We start from the raw sequence: 17,453 nt of genomic DNA, 5'->3' as shown, positions 1-17,453 counted from the left end.
TCTCCCTAAGCATGAGTCTTGGTTTGGATGTCCCGATAACGGGCTAGTTGGATATTTTTCCGTTTGACCGCTTCCAACACGGCAGGGTCGGTCAGGATGGATAGCTCGTTCACTCGTTGGAGTGCGTAGGAACTTCCCTCCAAAAGCGGCATGTCGAGATAGGCGGGGTGGCACATGATCTCCACCCATTCCCATCTCTGTGATTGATCCAACAGATCGATAAACGTCTCCTTCGTCAGTTCCTCCCCGTAAAAGGCGTAAATAAAACGATCCGTCGTTTTCCGTTTTCCGGATGGCGAAGCCGGAGTCTCCTCCATGGCCAGGCGCATGGGAATATCCCACTTTTCGGCCAGTTCCGTCGCAACGGGAAGCACCCGTTGATCGCCGTGAACATGATGATGACTGTCCAGATGAGTCGGTTTTAGCCCCAATGACAAAAATCGTTCGATTTGCGCGGTCCATTCCCGCTCGATATCCTCTTCTGTAGCCAAGCGGCTCCACTCACCGTTACGATGAAACATCCCCCGTTCGTCAACCAGGGAGGGAACGTCCGGATGGACAGGTTTTCCGCATGTGAGTACCAAATGGATCCCCACATCCAGATCCGGATGTTGCTTCGCCAATGCCGCCGCATGTTCTATAGCCGGCATATTGACCATCATCGTGGTGGACGTGACCACTCCCTGTTGGAAACTCTCCAGAATCCCGAGGTTCACGCCTTTGGAATATCCAAAGTCGTCGGCATTCACAATGACGTTGGTAACCATCCGATCCCCTCTCTTTCTTCGTTCTAGTGCCCCATCGATAACATCACCTAAGCTTTTCTTAGCCTCATACAGAGAGATCGGTCGGCTTGGATTTCCGGCCCGCCGCGGGATCCCCAAGCCTCCCTCCATGAAAACACGAGCAATATTGATGAAGGGGCACTAGGCAACAACCGATCGGGCGTTTTCTGTACCGGCTCCCTGTTCTTCTTTCAGCTTCTGTTTATCCCAGATTTTAAAGAAGGGATAGTAGATGGCCAATGCCAAGCTGAAGTTGATCAGTTGCAGAACCACTCCCGATATCTTTCCTCCCGTCGCCAGGTAACCGCTGAACAGCAGCGGCGTTGTCCAGGGAACGGCCACACCGTTCGGTTTCGCCACCAATCCGGTGGACATGGCGACATAGGATACGACGACCAATGAGAGGGGCACCAGGATAAACGGAATGATCAAAAGGGGATTCATCACGATGGGCATCCCAAAAACAACCGGTTCGTTGATGTTGAATAATCCGGGGCCGATCGACAAGCGGCCGATGTTCTTCAACTGCTGGCTCCTGGCCCGGAGAATCATCGCAAGCACCAGCGCCAGTGTCGCTCCAGACCCTCCGATGTATATCCAGAGATCAAAAAACTGCTGGGTGATCACATTGGGGAGGACGGCCTGGGGATCGTTTTGGAACACCTGTCGATTCTGATCCATCAGGGACAGCCAAATCGGTCCCATCACACCGCCCACAATGGCTGCTCCATGTAATCCGGTCGACCACAGCATATGGATCAACAACACGGCGACCAATCCGCCCAGCAAGCTTCCTCCCAACAGGCTCAACGGCTTGTTCAACAGGGTGGTCACGATATGGTGGAACCCTTCAAAGGGTGTCATTTCAAGCAGCAGGCGTACCACCCACACCAAACTGATAACCGCAAAGCCGGGGATCAGGGCTACAAACGAGCGGGAGACCGCCGGGGGAACCCCTTCCGGCAAGTTGATCACGATATTTTTTTGAATGATCTTCCGATAGATTTCGGTAGAAACGATGGCGAGAAGCATAGCGACAAACAATCCCTGACTGCCGACCCACTGGACCGGAATCCCGCCGCCGACCATGATCGCTTCGCTTGCTCCCTCAGGGGTGAAGGATACCTGGTAGGGGGTGGCCAATAAAAAGGCAGAGACGGAAATGGCGCCGGCTGAAAGTGCATCTACTTTATACTTTTCAGCCAAACGGTAGGCGACACCGAAGCTGACGACGAGTGCCATGATATCAAAGGTAGCTCCAACGGGATACAGCAGCTTATTCAACCACTGCTCCCCGAATATACCCGCCATAAATTCGCTGTAATTCGGAAATGGAAGAAAACCGATGATTAAAAACAAGGAGCCGATGATCAATAGAGGCATGGCCAGAATGATACCGTCCCGGACTGCTTGCAGATGTTTTTGTTCGGCGATTCGTCCGGCTACCGGCATCACATGTTTTTCTAAAACGCTTACAAATCGGTTCACCTTGAGCCCGCCTCCTCACTTTTGATGGTGTACGCAAATTCCAAAACCCCGCGGCCGTTAATGCATCCGTAATCCGCCGGGTTGATCACATCCACGGGAATCCCCCGTTCCTCCCCCATCTGTTTAAACTGGGGAAGCTTATAGCGTACTTGCGGACCCAACAACAAGACATCCACATCATCCAGATGGGCTTTCGCTTCATCCGCCGGCACGGCTTTCACCTGGACATCCCACCCTTTCTCCCGTGCCGCTTCTTCCATCTTTGAAACCAATAGGCTCGTTGACATCCCCGCCGCGCAAACCAACAAAATATTCATGATCATTCCCCCTTGGTCAAGTGTCCATCCTAGTTAAGAAGCAAATCCCGTGCCAATGATTTGATTGTTGCAAATACTCTCGGATTTCAGTCCAGTGTGTCGGCATCGTTTTTGTGTGTTTTCAGTGTGTTGCTCTCCCCAATAAAAAAACACTGCCTTATGACAGTGTTTCGCAGGGTTGAAAAAAGCCCATGATGTAGCAGATTTCATCATCTTTAACCGCAATGCGGTATGTTTCCTCCAACGGTTTCATCGCCGTCTTCACCGCATGGTACAACACCGGATGCCCGCGAATCCATGCTTCCTTCTCCTTATGACGCGCCACGCTGTTCCCAGTTACCAGCCGATCCACCATGCAGCTGATGTGAAGAACAACCCCGATTAAATCCTGACTGCCGATTTTTTTGTCCAATCTCTTCTCCATCTTTCCAACACACTGACGAACGTTGTCAATCAATCCTTTCGGCTCCATGTTGACAAGGTGGTTTTTCAACGCTTCGGCCATTTTGACATAGGTTTCTTCCGTATCGATCATTTCCTGAATCAGTTGGACGGCTTGCAGACTGAGAACATCCTCCACATGAAAGGAAGGCCGATCACCCGCCACCGGAAAATTGCTGATCACACACAATAACCGGTGGTTTTTTTTCATCTCCGTCAGCACCGCATCCATCTCTTTGGGATTCAGGATGTTGACCGGAATGATTTTGATCATATCGGAGTCATAGCGCAGATAGTTTTCCAATACTTTTTTGATGGCCAGCGCACTTCCTTGACCGGTTAGACAAGCCGTCACAATGGCATAGGAGTCCGGTTGGCCGTCCACGTTCTTTATCAAGGTATCGTTTAAATAGAAGGGAGTTAAATGAGTGACATCCTCATAGATTTTATCCAATGGATACCCCAACATCGCTTTTCGTGTCGCTTCGAGAACGTGAGGGGTACTGGCTGCGGCGATCACCTTGACGGGGATGTCCAGTTCTTTTTGCAACATATCACCAAATGAGAGCAGGGAGCCCATGTCGGCCAATACCAGCATGCCACGGTTGCAGCCGTTCGTTTGAACAAACTGCTTCAGTTGGTTATAAACCTCCATCGGTTCCCGTTGCAACGGCATGTCAATCGCCTGAACATGATTGGTGCCCAGCAGCTGATTGGTCACCTCGGCCATAGCGGTAGCACAACCGGAGCCATGCATCATCACCATGACGGAAACCTGATCATCGGCATCATGGATCGCCGTATCGTCCCATACCAGAAACATCGTAAGAAAACCGGCTTCATCAATCGGAAGATCCAGCTGGAACCGCTCTTCGATCATTTTGATACTGTCCCACGCCACGCTGAACTCCTGTTTATAGGTGGAGCGAATTTTGTTCAATTGGGGATTGACGATCTTTTTACCGTGTTTGATCCGATGGATCAGGGTTTGAAGATGGAGGGCCATTCCCAGAACGACTTTCCGGGGAAAAATCTTACATAGACGGCTCTCAGCCGTTTGAATAATCGCTTCCGAAAGGGCAATCACTTCCGGATCGATCACTTTGCCCAGATCCCCTTTATGGATGCGCCGATGAACCCCCTGTAAATATTGCTTAAAGTAGTTTTCAATATCGATCTCCATCAACACATCCAGCTCATCGTCCGAAATGCCTCTGGCTTTCAGTTCATCAAACTTTCTCTCGATGTTCTCATAGATGTTGTCATGATCGGTTTCATCCGGTTCATGCATGCGGCTTTCCCCGCCGGGGTGGAAGACGGTGTAGCGATGGCCGCTCATCGTTTGATCGTTTTTTCTCTTGGCGATAAACAATCCTTCTTTGATATCATTGGGAAGGTCGGAGCTGTTGATTTGGATCTTTTCTTTCTTCATGGTCACCAAGTCGGCATACGCCTTGGCACAGAGAAGCTGGATATCCGTTTTCAACTGACCGATGTTGTGGGGACACGGGTAATAGAGCAATGCCCGGATGGAATTAGAAGAAACATAGATCTCTTTCCCCAGGCGTTCCGCTTCTTCCCTGAAGAAACGGAAAACCAGGGAGGATCGGTCTTTCACGGATCGTTCCCGCAGGGGAAGCAGACGGATCGTCATAGGGATTCTTCTGCGAAACGTCTGGAGTAAACTGGATTCCGGTTCTTCCGTGGTAGCACACAGAATCAACACATCCGCCCGTTGTTCCGTCTCCGTCTCTCCCAACCTTCTGTATACGCCCTGATCAATAAAAGTAAACAACATTTCCTGCCCCTCGGCGGGAAGGCGGTGGATTTCATCCAGCAAGAGGATGCCACCATCCGCTTTTTCGATTAACCCCTTTTGCTTCACAGCTCCCGTATAGGCTCCTTTTTTTACACCGAACAACTGTCCCAACAACAATTGCGGATTATGGGCGTAATCGGCGCAATTAAAAGTGACAAAGGGAGCATCCGGCCGGAGTTTCCCCACTTCCACCCCATATCCGTGAAGAAGCTTGGCAAACATGGATTTTCCCACACCGGTTTCTCCCATGATCAACGTATGCATGCCGCGGGGCGGGTACAAAATGGCCGCTTTCCCCTGTTCCACCGCCGCTGCCATGCTCGGGTTTTCTTTCATCAACTGATCCAGTTTGGTTTCTGTCTTCTGTTGTCCCTCCGGCTTCTTGACAGAGAAAAGCACCGGTCTGCCAGAGCTTTTTTTCACCTTACCCGCTTTCCACAGTTTGTTTAAATCACTGCTGACATTGGCCCGGTCCAGCTGGAGCAAGTCCGCCAATTCTTTGGCACTGATCCCGTTTTCGAGGGTGCACGCTTTCAACTTCTCGTAGACGATATCGATTCTTTTCACTGTCAAACCCTCTATCCTGTTTACTGACGATGGCCTATCCCTTGTCGCCCTTAGGAACTTTGACAGACCGGCCCCGCTTTCCTTCAAACCCTTTGGAAACGCTTTCTTCCTCCAAAAATAAAAAGAGGGAATTTCCCCTCTCTCCTGACTAGGCCGTGTCTGAACAATCCGTAGGGCGAGATCCCGGGTCGGTATGGCTGTCTTCGTTTCGTTGCAAAAAGCGCATAGCGAGACCAGGGAACAACAGTGACCCTGGCGAGACTTGTGCTCTGTGAGTGCAAAGGCTCTCCGCCAGCCATACCGACCCTCTCTCTCCTGACTGATCATCCCCTCTGATCGAGTGCTTCTTCCACTTTCTCCTCCACCCACCGGGCCACATAGGGATGCGGTAAAAAGGTCTCCCCCCGGTACAGGCAAGAAAGGCCCTCCAACTCTCTGGAAACCACTTCACTGGTAAAATAACCCGGGCTGACAAAAACCGGGACGGCCAGACACTTTTTTTCCCGGCTTAACCGTTCCGCCTTCTCCCTCACATCTCCCAGACGCAGCATGGCAAAGTCCGCTTTGTCAAAGGAAAAGCGCCGCTTAAGACGGGTCGTCAAAGCGGACAGCCCCTTTTCCCAGATTGGACGGAAACCGGGCTTTTCGCTGCCATGAGCCACCAACAGAAGCGTTTCCTCCCGGGGTTGGACGGACAGTTTTTGAATCCGTTCCGCCAAGATCGCTTCCACCAGCGGATGGTCGTCCATGGCCTCCGTCCATAGAATCGGAACCCGGGGATGAATTGGTTCCAGATCGGTTTCCACCCGGGATTCTTGTTTGATCCCGAGAGCATACTGGATCTCCTCCAAGTGCGTGCTTCCCGAAGAAACGAACAGAGGAACGGTCAGGATTCGCCGCACACCCTTTTCCTCTAATTCACGCACCCCGTCAGCGATGCTTTTCCCTTCCACCAATTCCAAGTATCCCACGGTGAGGGGATGGTCCGTCCGAACCATTCCCGCCACCTCCTCAACCAACTGAACCCATTGTTGGTTTCGGGATCCATGGGCGATCATCAGTACGCCCGTATGGTTCATTTTGTTCACCCCATCACACCTTGCTCCAAGTCGTCCTCTTTATTCAATGTATCACTGCCTCCCCCTTCAAACCAAGCCAAGTGCTTCTGATAAGCCACCACTTCACCTACAACAATGATCGCAGGAGAGGCGAACTTTTGTTGGCGTACCTTCTCTTCAATATTGCCCAGGGTACCGGACAAGGTTTCCTGTCGTCCCTTCCATGTTCCCCACCGAATCAACGCAACCGGCGTATCCGGCGAGCGGCCATGGTGAAGCAGCGATTGGCGGATCTGGGGCAGGTTGGACATCCCCATATAAATAACCAAGGTATCCACTTGTTCCGCCAGCCCTCCCCAGCTCGGGGGCTCCTCCCCGCCACAGCCATGCCCGGTTACAAAGGCGACGGAGGAGGCGGTTCCACGGTGGGTAAGCGGGATGCCGGCATAGAGGGGGGCGGCCAGACCGGCGGTCACACCCGGAACGATTTCATAGGGAATCGCGTGTCGGGCGCAATGAGCCGCTTCTTCCCCCACACGGGCAAACATGCCGGGGTCTCCTCCTTTCAAGCGGACAACCTGCTTGCCGGCCGTCGCCTGTTTCACCAAGATCCGATTGATCTCCTCCTGGGGAAGTGTGTGGTGGCCCGGTCGTTTCCCACAATAGACAAGTGATGCAGAAGGACGGGCATACCGCAACAGATCGGGGTGGACCAGCCGATCATACACGATTACATCCGCACGCTGAAGCAGCTCCATGCCCCGTACCGTAATCAAAGATGGATCCCCGGGACCCGCCCCCACTAAATATACTTTTCCGCAATCGTTCATCTTTTCCACCTCTTCTCTTTCATCCGGTCCTCTTGACGGGGGTGATCCGCACTCAAACCGTCTCCCCGTCCCCATCGACAGGGGTCTTCCTAATACTACAGTGCATTTGTACGAAGAGTGTATATGAGCGTGGGTTAGCCGGGCTGGTGTGTTGTCTTCGATCTCTTGCAAAAAACGCATAGCGAGACCTGGAAACAAATGGCATACACGAGTAGGGATTGATCTTTCACCAGCAGGAAAATCCTTGGTTATCGGGGTCTCACCCGCCGTTTGCAATAAAACCAAGCTTTTACACGGCTTTCTTCCTCCGCTGTTCCGGCTCAGCAATTCCCATGGCCAACCCCTGATACCTAAAAGGAGATATCACCGGCTGGTCAAAGGAAGGGATACGGCAAAACGGACTACTCGCATCCCCCATACAAACAGATGATTTGACAACTTCCTATTAAACGGTTGCTCGAAAAAACAAATAAGGACCCGTCATCATTTGGATGAAAGGGCCATATTGCCGTGTTTCATCAGCGTAAATTCGTCTAGGGTCGATCCATACAGGCCCACCCGGCATTCTTCCATCACCGAAAACGCCATTGTATTCGAATCATGAGATTGGATTCAAATTCCCTGTGATGCTTATATTGTAAATGGCCACCTTAATTGTGTCAAGTTAATTAACAATGAAGTGTATGATTTTTGACATTCAATTTTTCATGTTATATTTATTTACATTAAACGCCGAATCCTGTATGATAGGAAGAAAATTCCGAGCTCATTCAACCAAATCAAATAGGAGGAAATGGGATGAAATCGCTCTTGTGGGTTTCGGATCACACCGAACACGACAAACCGGATACAACGACACCGTCTGCCACGAGGAAATCCCATACGGATGAAGCCCTGCGCCAACACTTGACCAATACCGGCTTCCAAGTGATAACCACCACCTATGAGGACGTCGAGGAATATTCAGACGGAATAGATGCCATTGTATGGTCCGTACCGGCTGCATCCTTGCCAGTCTGTCAACAACGCTTCCCCTCGGTTCACTACCTTCCTCAATTATGGCGCTGTGACGGGAGCGATCCAAACAGACAGAGAATCGAACGCCTGGGACACGTGGATGGAATCCTGTATGATGGAATGGACGACAATCAAGTTCAATGGGCACTCCGAATCAGCCTCCTGCACCATCAGCAGCGAACGGAATATCAACGACTGGAACGAAAACTGGAAGAGCGGAAATGGATCGATCAAGCCAAATGGATTCTGCGCGATGCGAAGCAACTGTCTGAAGCCGAAGCCTACCAAATTATACGCAAACAAGCGATGAACGAGCGAAAGCCGATGGCCGATATCGCCCATACGATCGTACAAGTCCACCGCTTGTTACACTCCAGCCGCCCGGGAGGCGATTAACCGTGTTTACCCTCATTAGAGAAGTCGGCCGGGGAAAAAAGGGCGCCAAGGATCTGTCTTATGATCAAGCTCGCGACGGCGCGGTGCAAATCGCGTCCGGCCAAGCCACCCCCGCACAAATCGGAGCGTTTCTTATCGCTGAACGGATCAAAAAGGAGACTCCGGAGGAAATTCTGGCATTTGTCGATGTCCTCCGCGAGCGGAGCATTCAGTACCCCATCCAACATGGCCTGGATTGCGCAGGACCGTATGACGGACGACGAAAATCCTTTCTGGCCACATTGCCAGTCGCCTTCGTGCTGGCTGCGGCGGGACTTCCGGTCACTCTGCACGGGAGCCGCACTCTCCCTCCAAAATGCGGAATTACAGTCATGGACCTCTTCTGCTCGTTGGGAGTAAACACGGAGCAATGTCCCCGTGATGTTCTGCAAACAGCTGCCGACCAAACCGGCTTTCTTTTTGTTCCTGCAGAAAATTGGTGCCCTCCCCTCGCATCTTTACGCGAGCTTCGGGAGGAAATCGGCGTCCGCACCCTGTTTAATACGGCTGAAAAATTACTGCGATACTCCAACGCGCCATTGCAGACAGTGGGCGTGTTCCATCAGACGGCCGTGGACAAAATGACACAACTGCTCACCCGAATCGGCGTCAGACGAGGATTAATCGTCCAAGGGATCGACGGTTCGGAGGATCTTCCCATCCACCGCCGGACCCGCGTAACAATAGTGGAAAACGGGGACAGCCAATCGTCTGTTCTCGATCCCGCCGCATACGGATTCAATCCGGAGGAAAAAACACCGGAACATTGGACCGCCGAAAAACAAGCAGCTGTTCTACTGGAAGTGCTGACAGGGAAAACACCCTCTCCCTGCCGGAACATGGTGATCTGGAACAGCGCAATCCGCCTGTGGTTCGCAGACTTGACCCCCACTATCGACGAAGGGGTAAAACTTTCTGCACGCCTGTTGGAAGAGGGCCACGCTCTGGCCCGGTTCCAACAATGGATGGAAGCGGTCCGGCCGACATCCAAAACCGCGGCGCATGAAGGAGTTCCGCATCGGTAATTCTCCGCGAAATGCTCCTCTGCCCGCACTGACGTCCTGTGATACAATGGAACAGTCCAACCGAAGGGAGGAACTGTCCATGGCAATCAAAGGACGGATTGAAATGGAGAACGGAAAAACAATCGAACTCGAGTTTTTCCCCGAAGCCGCTCCCGGAACCGTGGCCAATTTTCAGAAGTTGGCCAATGAAGGGTTCTACGACGGGCTGGCTTTCCACCGCGTCATCCCCGGATTTGTCAGCCAAGGGGGCTGCCCTGTGGGAAATGGCACCGGCGGGGCCGGATACACGATCCCTTGTGAAACAACCGACAATCCCCACAAACATGAGCCCGGCGTTTTATCCATGGCCCATGCCGGCAAGGACACCGGTTCCAGTCAGTTTTTCATCGTACATGAGTCCCAGCCCCATCTGGACGGCGTGCACACCGTCTTTGGACGCGTCACTTCCGGACTGGAAGTGGCCAAAAGCATGAAAAACGACGATCGCATGACTGCTGTCAAAGTGTGGGAAGAGTAACCCTCCGCCAATAACACCGAAAAGGCCAGCCCTGAGCTGGCCTTTTCTTATCTGGGAAGCATTCGATTTCCAGAAGACAACCCGCCCTATGTTAATATATATAACACGAAAGAGCCCGAACGATCCATTCTCAACATTTATGTTAGATTACTTGACATATAGATTTTCTTGCTTTACACTGATACTGTAACAAAGACATAGCCGAGTACAATGTAGTGTTCGGTAACCACGAGAACGGCCTATCGGCCTGTAACCAAAGGTGGTTTCTACTGATAAGCGGGCAATGGAGCCCATCAATCCGACGGATTGGTGGGCTCTTTTGATTGTTCAAATGGTGAAGCGACAGTCAAAGGATCTTTGGATGAACAACCAGCAAAGAAAGGGGCTTTGAGAGTGAACGTTCGCGATCTTTTCCGATTTAGAAACGAAGAAATCAAAATGTTGCACTTGACGATGATTGCCTTCTTTATTTCGTTTGTGACATGGTTCAACATGGCACCGTTGGCAACGACGATGGTTGCCAAAACCGACTTTTTGGATATGACTCACCTGGCTGTCTTCGGGATCTTAAACGTCGCCTTAACGATTCCGGCCCGGATCGTAATCGGAGGGCTGCTTGACCGATTCGGACCGAGGATCGTCTTTTCCGGATTGCTGGTTGTGATGTCGATTCCCACATTTGTATTTGCGTTCGGTACGTCTTGGGCTCAAATGGCGGTTGCGCGATTAGTGCTCAGTTCCATCGGAGCCGGGTTTGTCATCGGAATCCGGATGGTATCGGAATGGTTTCCACCAAAAAACGTGGGTTTTGCCGAAGGATTTTACGCAGGATGGGGAAACTTCGGTTCCGCTTTTGCTGCCATGACCCTGCCGTGGATCGCCCTCTCGCTGTTCCCGGGAGACCATGGATGGAGAATTGCGATTGCACTTACCGGTTTGATCTGTCTGATTTACGGCGTCATCTATTTTCTGTCCGTAAAGGATACGCCTGACGGTAAAGCGTATGTCAGACCGAAAAAAGCGGCGGCACTGGAAGTGAGCAGTTGGGGGGATTTGGTACAACTCATCATTTGGACGATCCCCTTGGTCGGGGTGCTGGGCTTGTTGAACTGGAGACTGGGTGAATCGAAGCTCATATCGGAAAGCTTTTCCACCATGATCTACGTAGGACTGGGTCTTGTGTTGATCTATCAGATTGTTCGCATTTTACAAGTCAATGTTCCGATCTTGAAAAAAGGGGTTCCGGAAGATGATCGGTATAAATTTCGAAACGTAGCCGCTTTAAACACCACTTATTTCGCCAATTTCGGAGCGGAGCTGGCGGTTGTATCGATGCTGCCGGCGTTTTTCCAGACTGTCTGGTCATTGGGGCCGACACAGGCGGGACTCATTGCCTCCTCTTTCGCCTTTGTGAACTTGTTTGCCAGACCCCTTGGCGGTTGGTTGTCCGATAACATGAAAAATCGCAAACGAGTGATGTTGATCTATATGCTGGGCATCTCAGCCGGATTCTTCGCGATGGGCTTTATGAATGGACAATGGCCGTTGTTGATGGCGGTTGTCATTACGATTTTGACGTCGATGTTTGTACAAGGGGCGGAAGGAGCCACGTTTGCCATTATTCCCATGATCAAGAAACGGGTTACCGGCCAGGTCGCAGGAATGGCGGGTGCATATGGAAATGTGGGTGCGGTCACCTATTTAACGATTTTAACCTTCGTATCGAATAGTACCTTTTTCTTCATCCTGTCGGCAGGCGCTTTTCTCAGCTTTCTCGCCTGTGCGTTTATGCTGGAAGAGCCGAAGGGATCGTTTGATGACGCATATGTTCTTTCCTCGGTGGATAAAGAGTTGGCTTCTTTAGAAGACAGACAACAACAAGCCGGTTGAAGACAGACAGCCTGTTTACAGAAATGAAGGATCATCTTCCGGAAGCCAAAAGCCCGGTATTCCCCTATGGAGAATACCGGGCTTTTATAATCGTCCATACAGTTAAATCGCTTCATGAAAATACGGACGCCCTCCAGACGCTCCTGGATTTTTTCCTATACCAACCGGCTGGCTCCTTTGCTCGCTTCCGGTGCCAATCCGCTCTCACGATGGGGAATCCGGCTCCAACCATAGGCTCATCAGGTCCAGATCGACGTACGTACCATCCAGGCAAAACTCCTTGATGAGACGTCCCTCCCGCCGAAACCCGTATTTCCGGTAGAGAGCCAACGCCCGTTGATTATCTGCCTTTACCCGCAGATTGATCTTCCGGATAACATTTCCCTCTCTGGCCCAATCCAAGAGGCTGTCCATCAAGCGGGAGCCGATGGAGCGCCCCCAGTGCGCTTTTAACACGCTCATCCCGAATTCACCGGAATGGGCTACCCGCTTGCGCCTCCCCCCTTCAAAGGTAAGGACGCCCACAATCCGTCCTTCCCATTCCGCCACCAGGAAGAGCCGGTTGTCCCCTTCGGCGTAATCGGTGATCACATCCCGCTGCTGTTCCACATCAAGTGTCACTTCTTCTTCCGTCAAGGCTAACGCATCCGATTCTCCCGCCACCTGGCGCAGGTATGACACGATCCGTTCCGCATCGGCAGGCTCTGCTTCCCGTATGATCAACGGGTCCCCGTCATCCAAACGGTACTGTCTCATCAGGGTTCGTCATCCTCCCATCTATCCCGGAGGCTGTGTCCGGATCCGGGGTACCATGTTTCACCCTTTTATTATACACAAGCCAAGGGCAGAGGCGAAAAGCTGCCGGTAACCATACCCGGCATTTCCCACATGGCGATCCTGTCCCCTGTGTGGTATAATTTTTATTTGGAAGCATCTTTTCGGCTATGGCTCATTCTCCCGGCCGTCAGGCGCCGGGTGCTTTTTTTGGCAACATTTTCGCGTGAAGGAGGCCAGGGGCGCATCCGCGCCCGGTCACATGAACCCTCAAGAGATTCGCAACATCGCTATTATTGCACACGTCGACCACGGGAAAACCACTCTCGTCGACGCCATGCTGAAACAAGCCCGGATTTTCCGGGAAAACCAGGCTGTCGCTGATCGGGTGATGGACTCCAACGACTTGGAACGGGAACGGGGCATCACCATCCTGTCCAAAAACACATCCATCACCTACCAAGGCGTCAAGATCAATATCGTCGATACCCCGGGACACGCAGACTTCGGCGGCGAGGTGGAACGGGTGATGAACATGGTGGACGGGGTTCTTCTCCTGGTGGACTCCGTGGAAGGACCCATGCCCCAAACCAAGTTCGTGCTGCGCCAAGCCCTGGAACGGGGACACCGGGCCATCGTCGTCGTCAATAAGATCGACCGGCCCAATGCCCGCCCCGATTATGTGGTGGACACCACTTTTGATCTGTTCGTCGATCTGGGAGCAACGGAAGAACAGGCCGAGTTTCCCGTGATTTACACCAACGCCCTCACCGGCCATTCCGGTGTGGAGCCCGACGCGCTCACCGACAACCTGGAGCCGCTGTTTCAGGAAATCCTGCGCCATCTGCCGGCTCCCCAAGTCGATCCAGACGGCCCCACCCAGCTGCAGGCCACGCTGATGGGGTATGACGACTACAAAGGGAAGATTGTCATCGGCCGTCTCAACAGCGGCACCATCCGCAAAAATCAGTCGGTGCTGCACATCGCCGGTGAATCGGAACAGCCTCTCAAGGTGGCCCAGGTCTTCACCCATCAAGGGTTAAACCGGGTGGAAGTGGAAGAGGCGCAAGCCGGTGACATTATTGCCCTCACCGGTCTCGGGGACATCGGAATCGGAGATACGATCACCGATCCGGAAAATCCGCGCCCCCTCCCGCCCATCCAGGTGGAAGAGCCTACCCTGCGCATCACTTTCGGTGTCAACACCAGTCCCTTTGCCGGGCAAGAGGGCACCTTCGTCACCTCCCGTAAACTGCGGGAACGCCTCTATATCGAATCGGAAAGGGATGTCGCCCTGCGCGTGTCTGACACCGATTCCCCTGATACGTTCCTGGTGGCGGGACGTGGAGAGCTTCATCTGGGGATCCTGATCGAAAACATGCGCCGGGAAGGCTACGAGTTTGAAGTGAGCAAACCCGAGGTGATCCTGAAGGAGATCGACGGCAAACGGCACGAACCGGTGGAGATCGTGGAAATCGAAGTATCCAGCGAACACCAAGGGGCGGTCGTGGAGCTCCTGGGACAGCGGAAAGGGCAAATGACCGACATGCAGCTGCTGGATGACGGATCGATCCGCTACACCTACCGGGTCCCCACCCGCGGTTTGATCGGTTTCCGGCAGCAATTCCTGACCGCCACCCGCGGCGAAGGGCTGATGAACACCTTGTTCGGCGGTTATGAACCGTATGCCGGGGAGATCCAGACCCGCGACCACGGGTCCCTGGTCGCCTGGGAGCCCGGAACGGCAACCTCTTACGGCCTACACGCCGCCCAGGAGCGGGGCACCCTCTTCATCGGAGCCAACACGGAAGTGTACGAAGGCATGGTCGTCGGACAGCATATCCGGGAAAGCGACCTGGATGTCAACGTCTGCAAAAAGAAACAACTGACCAACTTCCGGGCCGCTGGTTCTGACGATGCCCTTCGCCTGGAACCGCCTAAAAACCTCTCCCTGGACGACGCGCTGGAATACCTGTCCGAAGATGAACTCCTGGAAGTCACCCCTGTCGATTTCCGCATCCGCAAACGGATCTTGGCTAAAAACCAACGTCGCCGCTACCAGAAACAAGGCGGACGGATGGAATAACCAAACAGCCCCTTTCCTCCACCCATGGAAGAAAGGGGCTGTTGATTTTTTCTTACATTCTGGCTCCTGACTGTGATTCGATTGGCCGGTTTCGGCAATAGGTTTCCCTGACCCAGAAGCAGGCTAGGAACCCCGTAAAGCTGATCAGACAGGAAAAAAGCAACCCCCAGCGGTAGTCCTCGAGGGAATAAACGGGTACGCCGTTTACCACCGTCCCGTCCCATGCCACATCCAGCAAAACGCCAAACAGCGGTTGGATCACGGCCACCGCCAAAAATACGCCCGCATTTACCAACGCCAATGCCGATCCCGTGATGCGTAGCGGAACGAACTCTTTCACAGCGGCAAAACCCACCACCATCTGGGCGGCAGAAACTCCCACCAACAGGTACAGCAGGATGCCCGACCAACCGGGACTCCAGGGCAGGAAGGCCAATCCGAACCAACCCGCAAACGAGAGAATACCGGCAGTCACCAGCAAGGGTTTGCGCCGCCCCATCCGGTCCGACCACCATCCAATTCCCAGCGATGCCAGCCCATATCCCGCCAACGCCCATGTGGTGTATAAAGACGCTTATTCATTGGATAAACCGAACCCATCCCGCAGCAATGGGATTCCCCACAAACCGGCGAAGGCGTAAAATACCGCGTTCGTACCGACACTGGCCCAAAGCACGGGGCCGATGGCTCCACTTTTCCACCCCTCCCCAATTCCTTTCCACCAAGGGCCCGCTTGTTCTGATGGAGGTGATTCACCAACCCTGTCCACTGGAGGAAAAACCGGCTTGCTCGGGGCGATCCCTCACCCACATATAGGTGAGCAATGCCAGTAATACGGAGAGAATACCCGCTGCCACCAGTACATTCCGCCAACTGAACCACAGAAGCAGCCATGCCAGGGGACCTGCCGCCATCACCGCACCCGCGTTGCCCAGCAACATTGTCACTCCGCTGACGGCACCGTAATGGCGGGGAGAAAACCACAACGAATTGGTTTTCATCATCCCCACAAAGATACCCGACACTCCAATCCCCACCAACAGCGGTCCCACGGTCGCCCAGGCGAATGTCGGCGACAGTCCGAACCATAGCGAGCCCACTGCCGCGATTACGGCACCGACGGACACAGTGAAGCGAGTGCCCCACCTGTCCACCCAAATGCCGGCGGGAATCTGCATGGCCGTGTAGGTGTAAAAATGCATCGCTGCCAACGTTCCCAGCGCAGAGGCTGAAATCCCAAACTCCCCTGAAATTTCCTCCGCAAACGCTCCGGGGGCAAAGCGATGAAAAAAACCCAGCATAAACGAACCGATCAATAAGAAAAACACGAACCATCGCACACGTTTAAAGCCAGCCCGTATGTAAAGTGGTTTCATAAAAACATCCCTTCACCTCGTCAACACTTGATCCAAGATCTAATTGTCCAACGCATACACTACGATTTCCCGGTGCGAATATCTTCCCGGACGACTGGAACGGATACTGGATTGCTGAAATTCCGTTATCCAATCATCTTCCTGTATGACCTGATCCCACCGCTGGTAATATTTCGCGGCCTTGCTATCGAAATCATCTCGATTCACGGTTTTTTCTGGAAAACAATAACCTACATGGACTCTTGTCCGTTCAGGCCCTTCCGGAACTTTATGGATCCACCACATCGCATCTACTGTGGTCACAATGAAAAATCCGGGATATACGATGGAAAAAGAAGTTCCTGCCGCCGCCTTCCCGGTCAAACCTTCGATATAAGGAAACCCCTTGTTCCTTTCACCCGGATGTAAGGCAACCGTCTCATCGGAACGATGGTAAACCGAGATCCAACTCCCTTTGGTCCGTTCCCAATCAACCGGCTGATCCCCAATCGATTCTTTGTGAATGTTGGGTGTGTGTAACGTCTCCATATCCACTTCCACATAAAATTTCCAGTTTGACTGTAACACATAATCTTTTTCCTTTACCGCTTTCATCTGCTTCAACTGATAGGGAAGCACCACCCGCTCTCCAAAGTCCCCAAAAAACGTCTCCGGAAGAACCGGTTCCTCCTGTAAATGGACAAAGATCAAACCATGGTAGTCGATACAGTGCACCTCGTCCAAGGAAAACTCCTGTTTATCGAAATGATGAATCTTTTCCGTTCCAGGGGCTCCCAGCAACCGACCATCCAACGCATACGTCCAGCTATGGAACGGACAGCGGATGGTTTTGCAACTCCCTTTTTCCGATAACAACCGGGATCATACTATTTTTATAATTTCCCATATTCAACCTGAAACAGGTGAATCATCGACAACAGATAAGAAATATCTTCCTATCCCTCCTGAATCCTCACTTAATCACATATATTCCTCTTTTGTATAAAAAAGAAAAGCCTATACTTAGATTTTTAATGATCATTTCCTAC

At 52.4% G+C, this 17,453-nt stretch carries 15 protein-coding genes and 1 pseudogene; 5 read left to right on the top strand and 11 right to left on the bottom strand.

What is annotated here, in order from left to right; translation table 11 throughout:
* Positions 1-5: 5 nt before the first annotated feature.
* The 6 genes from chbG to cobA form a co-directional block, all read right to left on the bottom strand.
* Positions 6-767 (bottom strand): chitin disaccharide deacetylase, encoded by a 762-nt coding sequence (chbG, locus tag JOE21_RS13245; protein WP_309867074.1) that lies wholly within the window; start codon positions 765-767, stop codon positions 6-8.
* A gap of 159 nt (positions 768-926) precedes the next feature.
* Positions 927-2,273 carry a PTS cellobiose transporter subunit IIC gene (gene celB, locus JOE21_RS13240; protein WP_309867072.1) on the bottom strand — a complete coding sequence of 449 codons (1,347 nt, stop codon included), beginning with the start codon at positions 2,271-2,273 and terminating at the stop codon, positions 927-929.
* On the bottom strand, positions 2,270-2,590 hold the full coding sequence (locus JOE21_RS13235) for a PTS sugar transporter subunit IIB (RefSeq protein ID WP_309867069.1): 321 nt from the start codon (positions 2,588-2,590) through the stop codon (positions 2,270-2,272). The genes celB and JOE21_RS13235 overlap by 4 nt, the downstream gene beginning before the upstream one ends.
* Before the next feature lie 157 nt (positions 2,591-2,747).
* Positions 2,748-5,417 carry a sigma-54-dependent transcriptional regulator gene (locus tag JOE21_RS13230; RefSeq protein WP_309867453.1) on the bottom strand — a complete coding sequence of 890 codons (2,670 nt, stop codon included), beginning with the start codon at positions 5,415-5,417 and terminating at the stop codon, positions 2,748-2,750.
* Between the two features lie 323 nt (positions 5,418-5,740).
* Positions 5,741-6,496, bottom strand: coding sequence for a sirohydrochlorin chelatase (locus JOE21_RS13225; protein WP_309867450.1), 756 nt, complete (start codon positions 6,494-6,496; stop codon positions 5,741-5,743).
* Positions 6,497-6,501: 5 nt separating this feature from the next.
* On the bottom strand, positions 6,502-7,305 hold the full coding sequence (cobA, locus tag JOE21_RS13220; RefSeq protein WP_309867067.1) for a uroporphyrinogen-III C-methyltransferase: 804 nt from the start codon (positions 7,303-7,305) through the stop codon (positions 6,502-6,504).
* A 798-nt stretch (positions 7,306-8,103) separates the two neighbouring features.
* Here cobA and JOE21_RS13215 point away from each other — a divergent pair.
* The 4 genes from JOE21_RS13215 (at position 8,104) to JOE21_RS13200 (ending at position 12,189) form a co-directional block, all read left to right on the top strand.
* On the top strand, positions 8,104-8,718 hold the full coding sequence (locus JOE21_RS13215; RefSeq protein ID WP_309867064.1) for an ANTAR domain-containing response regulator: 615 nt from the start codon (positions 8,104-8,106) through the stop codon (positions 8,716-8,718).
* A gap of 2 nt (positions 8,719-8,720) precedes the next feature.
* A complete protein-coding gene (locus JOE21_RS13210) occupies positions 8,721-9,782 on the top strand; it encodes an anthranilate phosphoribosyltransferase (RefSeq protein ID WP_309867062.1) in 1,062 nt (353 codons plus the stop codon).
* A gap of 79 nt (positions 9,783-9,861) precedes the next feature.
* A complete protein-coding gene (locus tag JOE21_RS13205) occupies positions 9,862-10,299 on the top strand; it encodes a peptidylprolyl isomerase (RefSeq protein ID WP_309867059.1) in 438 nt (145 codons plus the stop codon).
* Between the two features lie 393 nt (positions 10,300-10,692).
* Positions 10,693-12,189 (top strand): NarK family nitrate/nitrite MFS transporter, encoded by a 1,497-nt coding sequence (locus JOE21_RS13200; protein ID WP_309867056.1) that lies wholly within the window; start codon positions 10,693-10,695, stop codon positions 12,187-12,189.
* Between the two features lie 204 nt (positions 12,190-12,393).
* On the opposite strand, the gene JOE21_RS13195 is transcribed toward JOE21_RS13200, so the two are convergent.
* Positions 12,394-12,945: a GNAT family N-acetyltransferase gene (locus JOE21_RS13195; protein ID WP_309867053.1), complete on the bottom strand. Its 552-nt coding sequence runs from the start codon at positions 12,943-12,945 to the stop codon at positions 12,394-12,396.
* A gap of 280 nt (positions 12,946-13,225) precedes the next feature.
* Between JOE21_RS13195 and typA the strand changes: the two genes are divergently transcribed.
* Positions 13,226-15,049: a translational GTPase TypA gene (gene typA / locus JOE21_RS13190; RefSeq protein WP_309867051.1), complete on the top strand. Its 1,824-nt coding sequence runs from the start codon at positions 13,226-13,228 to the stop codon at positions 15,047-15,049.
* Between the two features lie 52 nt (positions 15,050-15,101).
* Here typA and JOE21_RS13185 read toward each other — a convergent pair.
* The 4 genes and pseudogenes from JOE21_RS13185 to JOE21_RS13170 all read right to left on the bottom strand — a co-directional run.
* A pseudogene (locus JOE21_RS13185) lies at positions 15,102-15,608 on the bottom strand (MFS transporter); the annotation flags it as partial.
* 19 nt (positions 15,609-15,627) lie between these two features.
* Complete coding sequence (locus JOE21_RS13180) at positions 15,628-15,771, bottom strand: hypothetical protein (protein WP_309867049.1); 144 nt, start codon at positions 15,769-15,771, stop codon at positions 15,628-15,630.
* A 30-nt stretch (positions 15,772-15,801) separates the two neighbouring features.
* Positions 15,802-16,425, bottom strand: coding sequence for an MFS transporter (locus JOE21_RS13175; RefSeq protein WP_309867046.1), 624 nt, complete (start codon positions 16,423-16,425; stop codon positions 15,802-15,804).
* Between the two features lie 39 nt (positions 16,426-16,464).
* On the bottom strand, positions 16,465-17,280 hold the full coding sequence (locus JOE21_RS13170) for an aromatic ring-hydroxylating oxygenase subunit alpha (protein ID WP_309867044.1): 816 nt from the start codon (positions 17,278-17,280) through the stop codon (positions 16,465-16,467).
* Positions 17,281-17,453 lie beyond the last annotated feature (173 nt).

This window comes from Desmospora profundinema, from assembly GCF_031454155.1.
In the GTDB taxonomy this organism is placed as follows: domain Bacteria; phylum Bacillota; class Bacilli; order Thermoactinomycetales; family DSM-45169; genus Desmospora; species Desmospora profundinema.
This window is presented reverse-complemented; position numbering and strand designations above follow the sequence as displayed.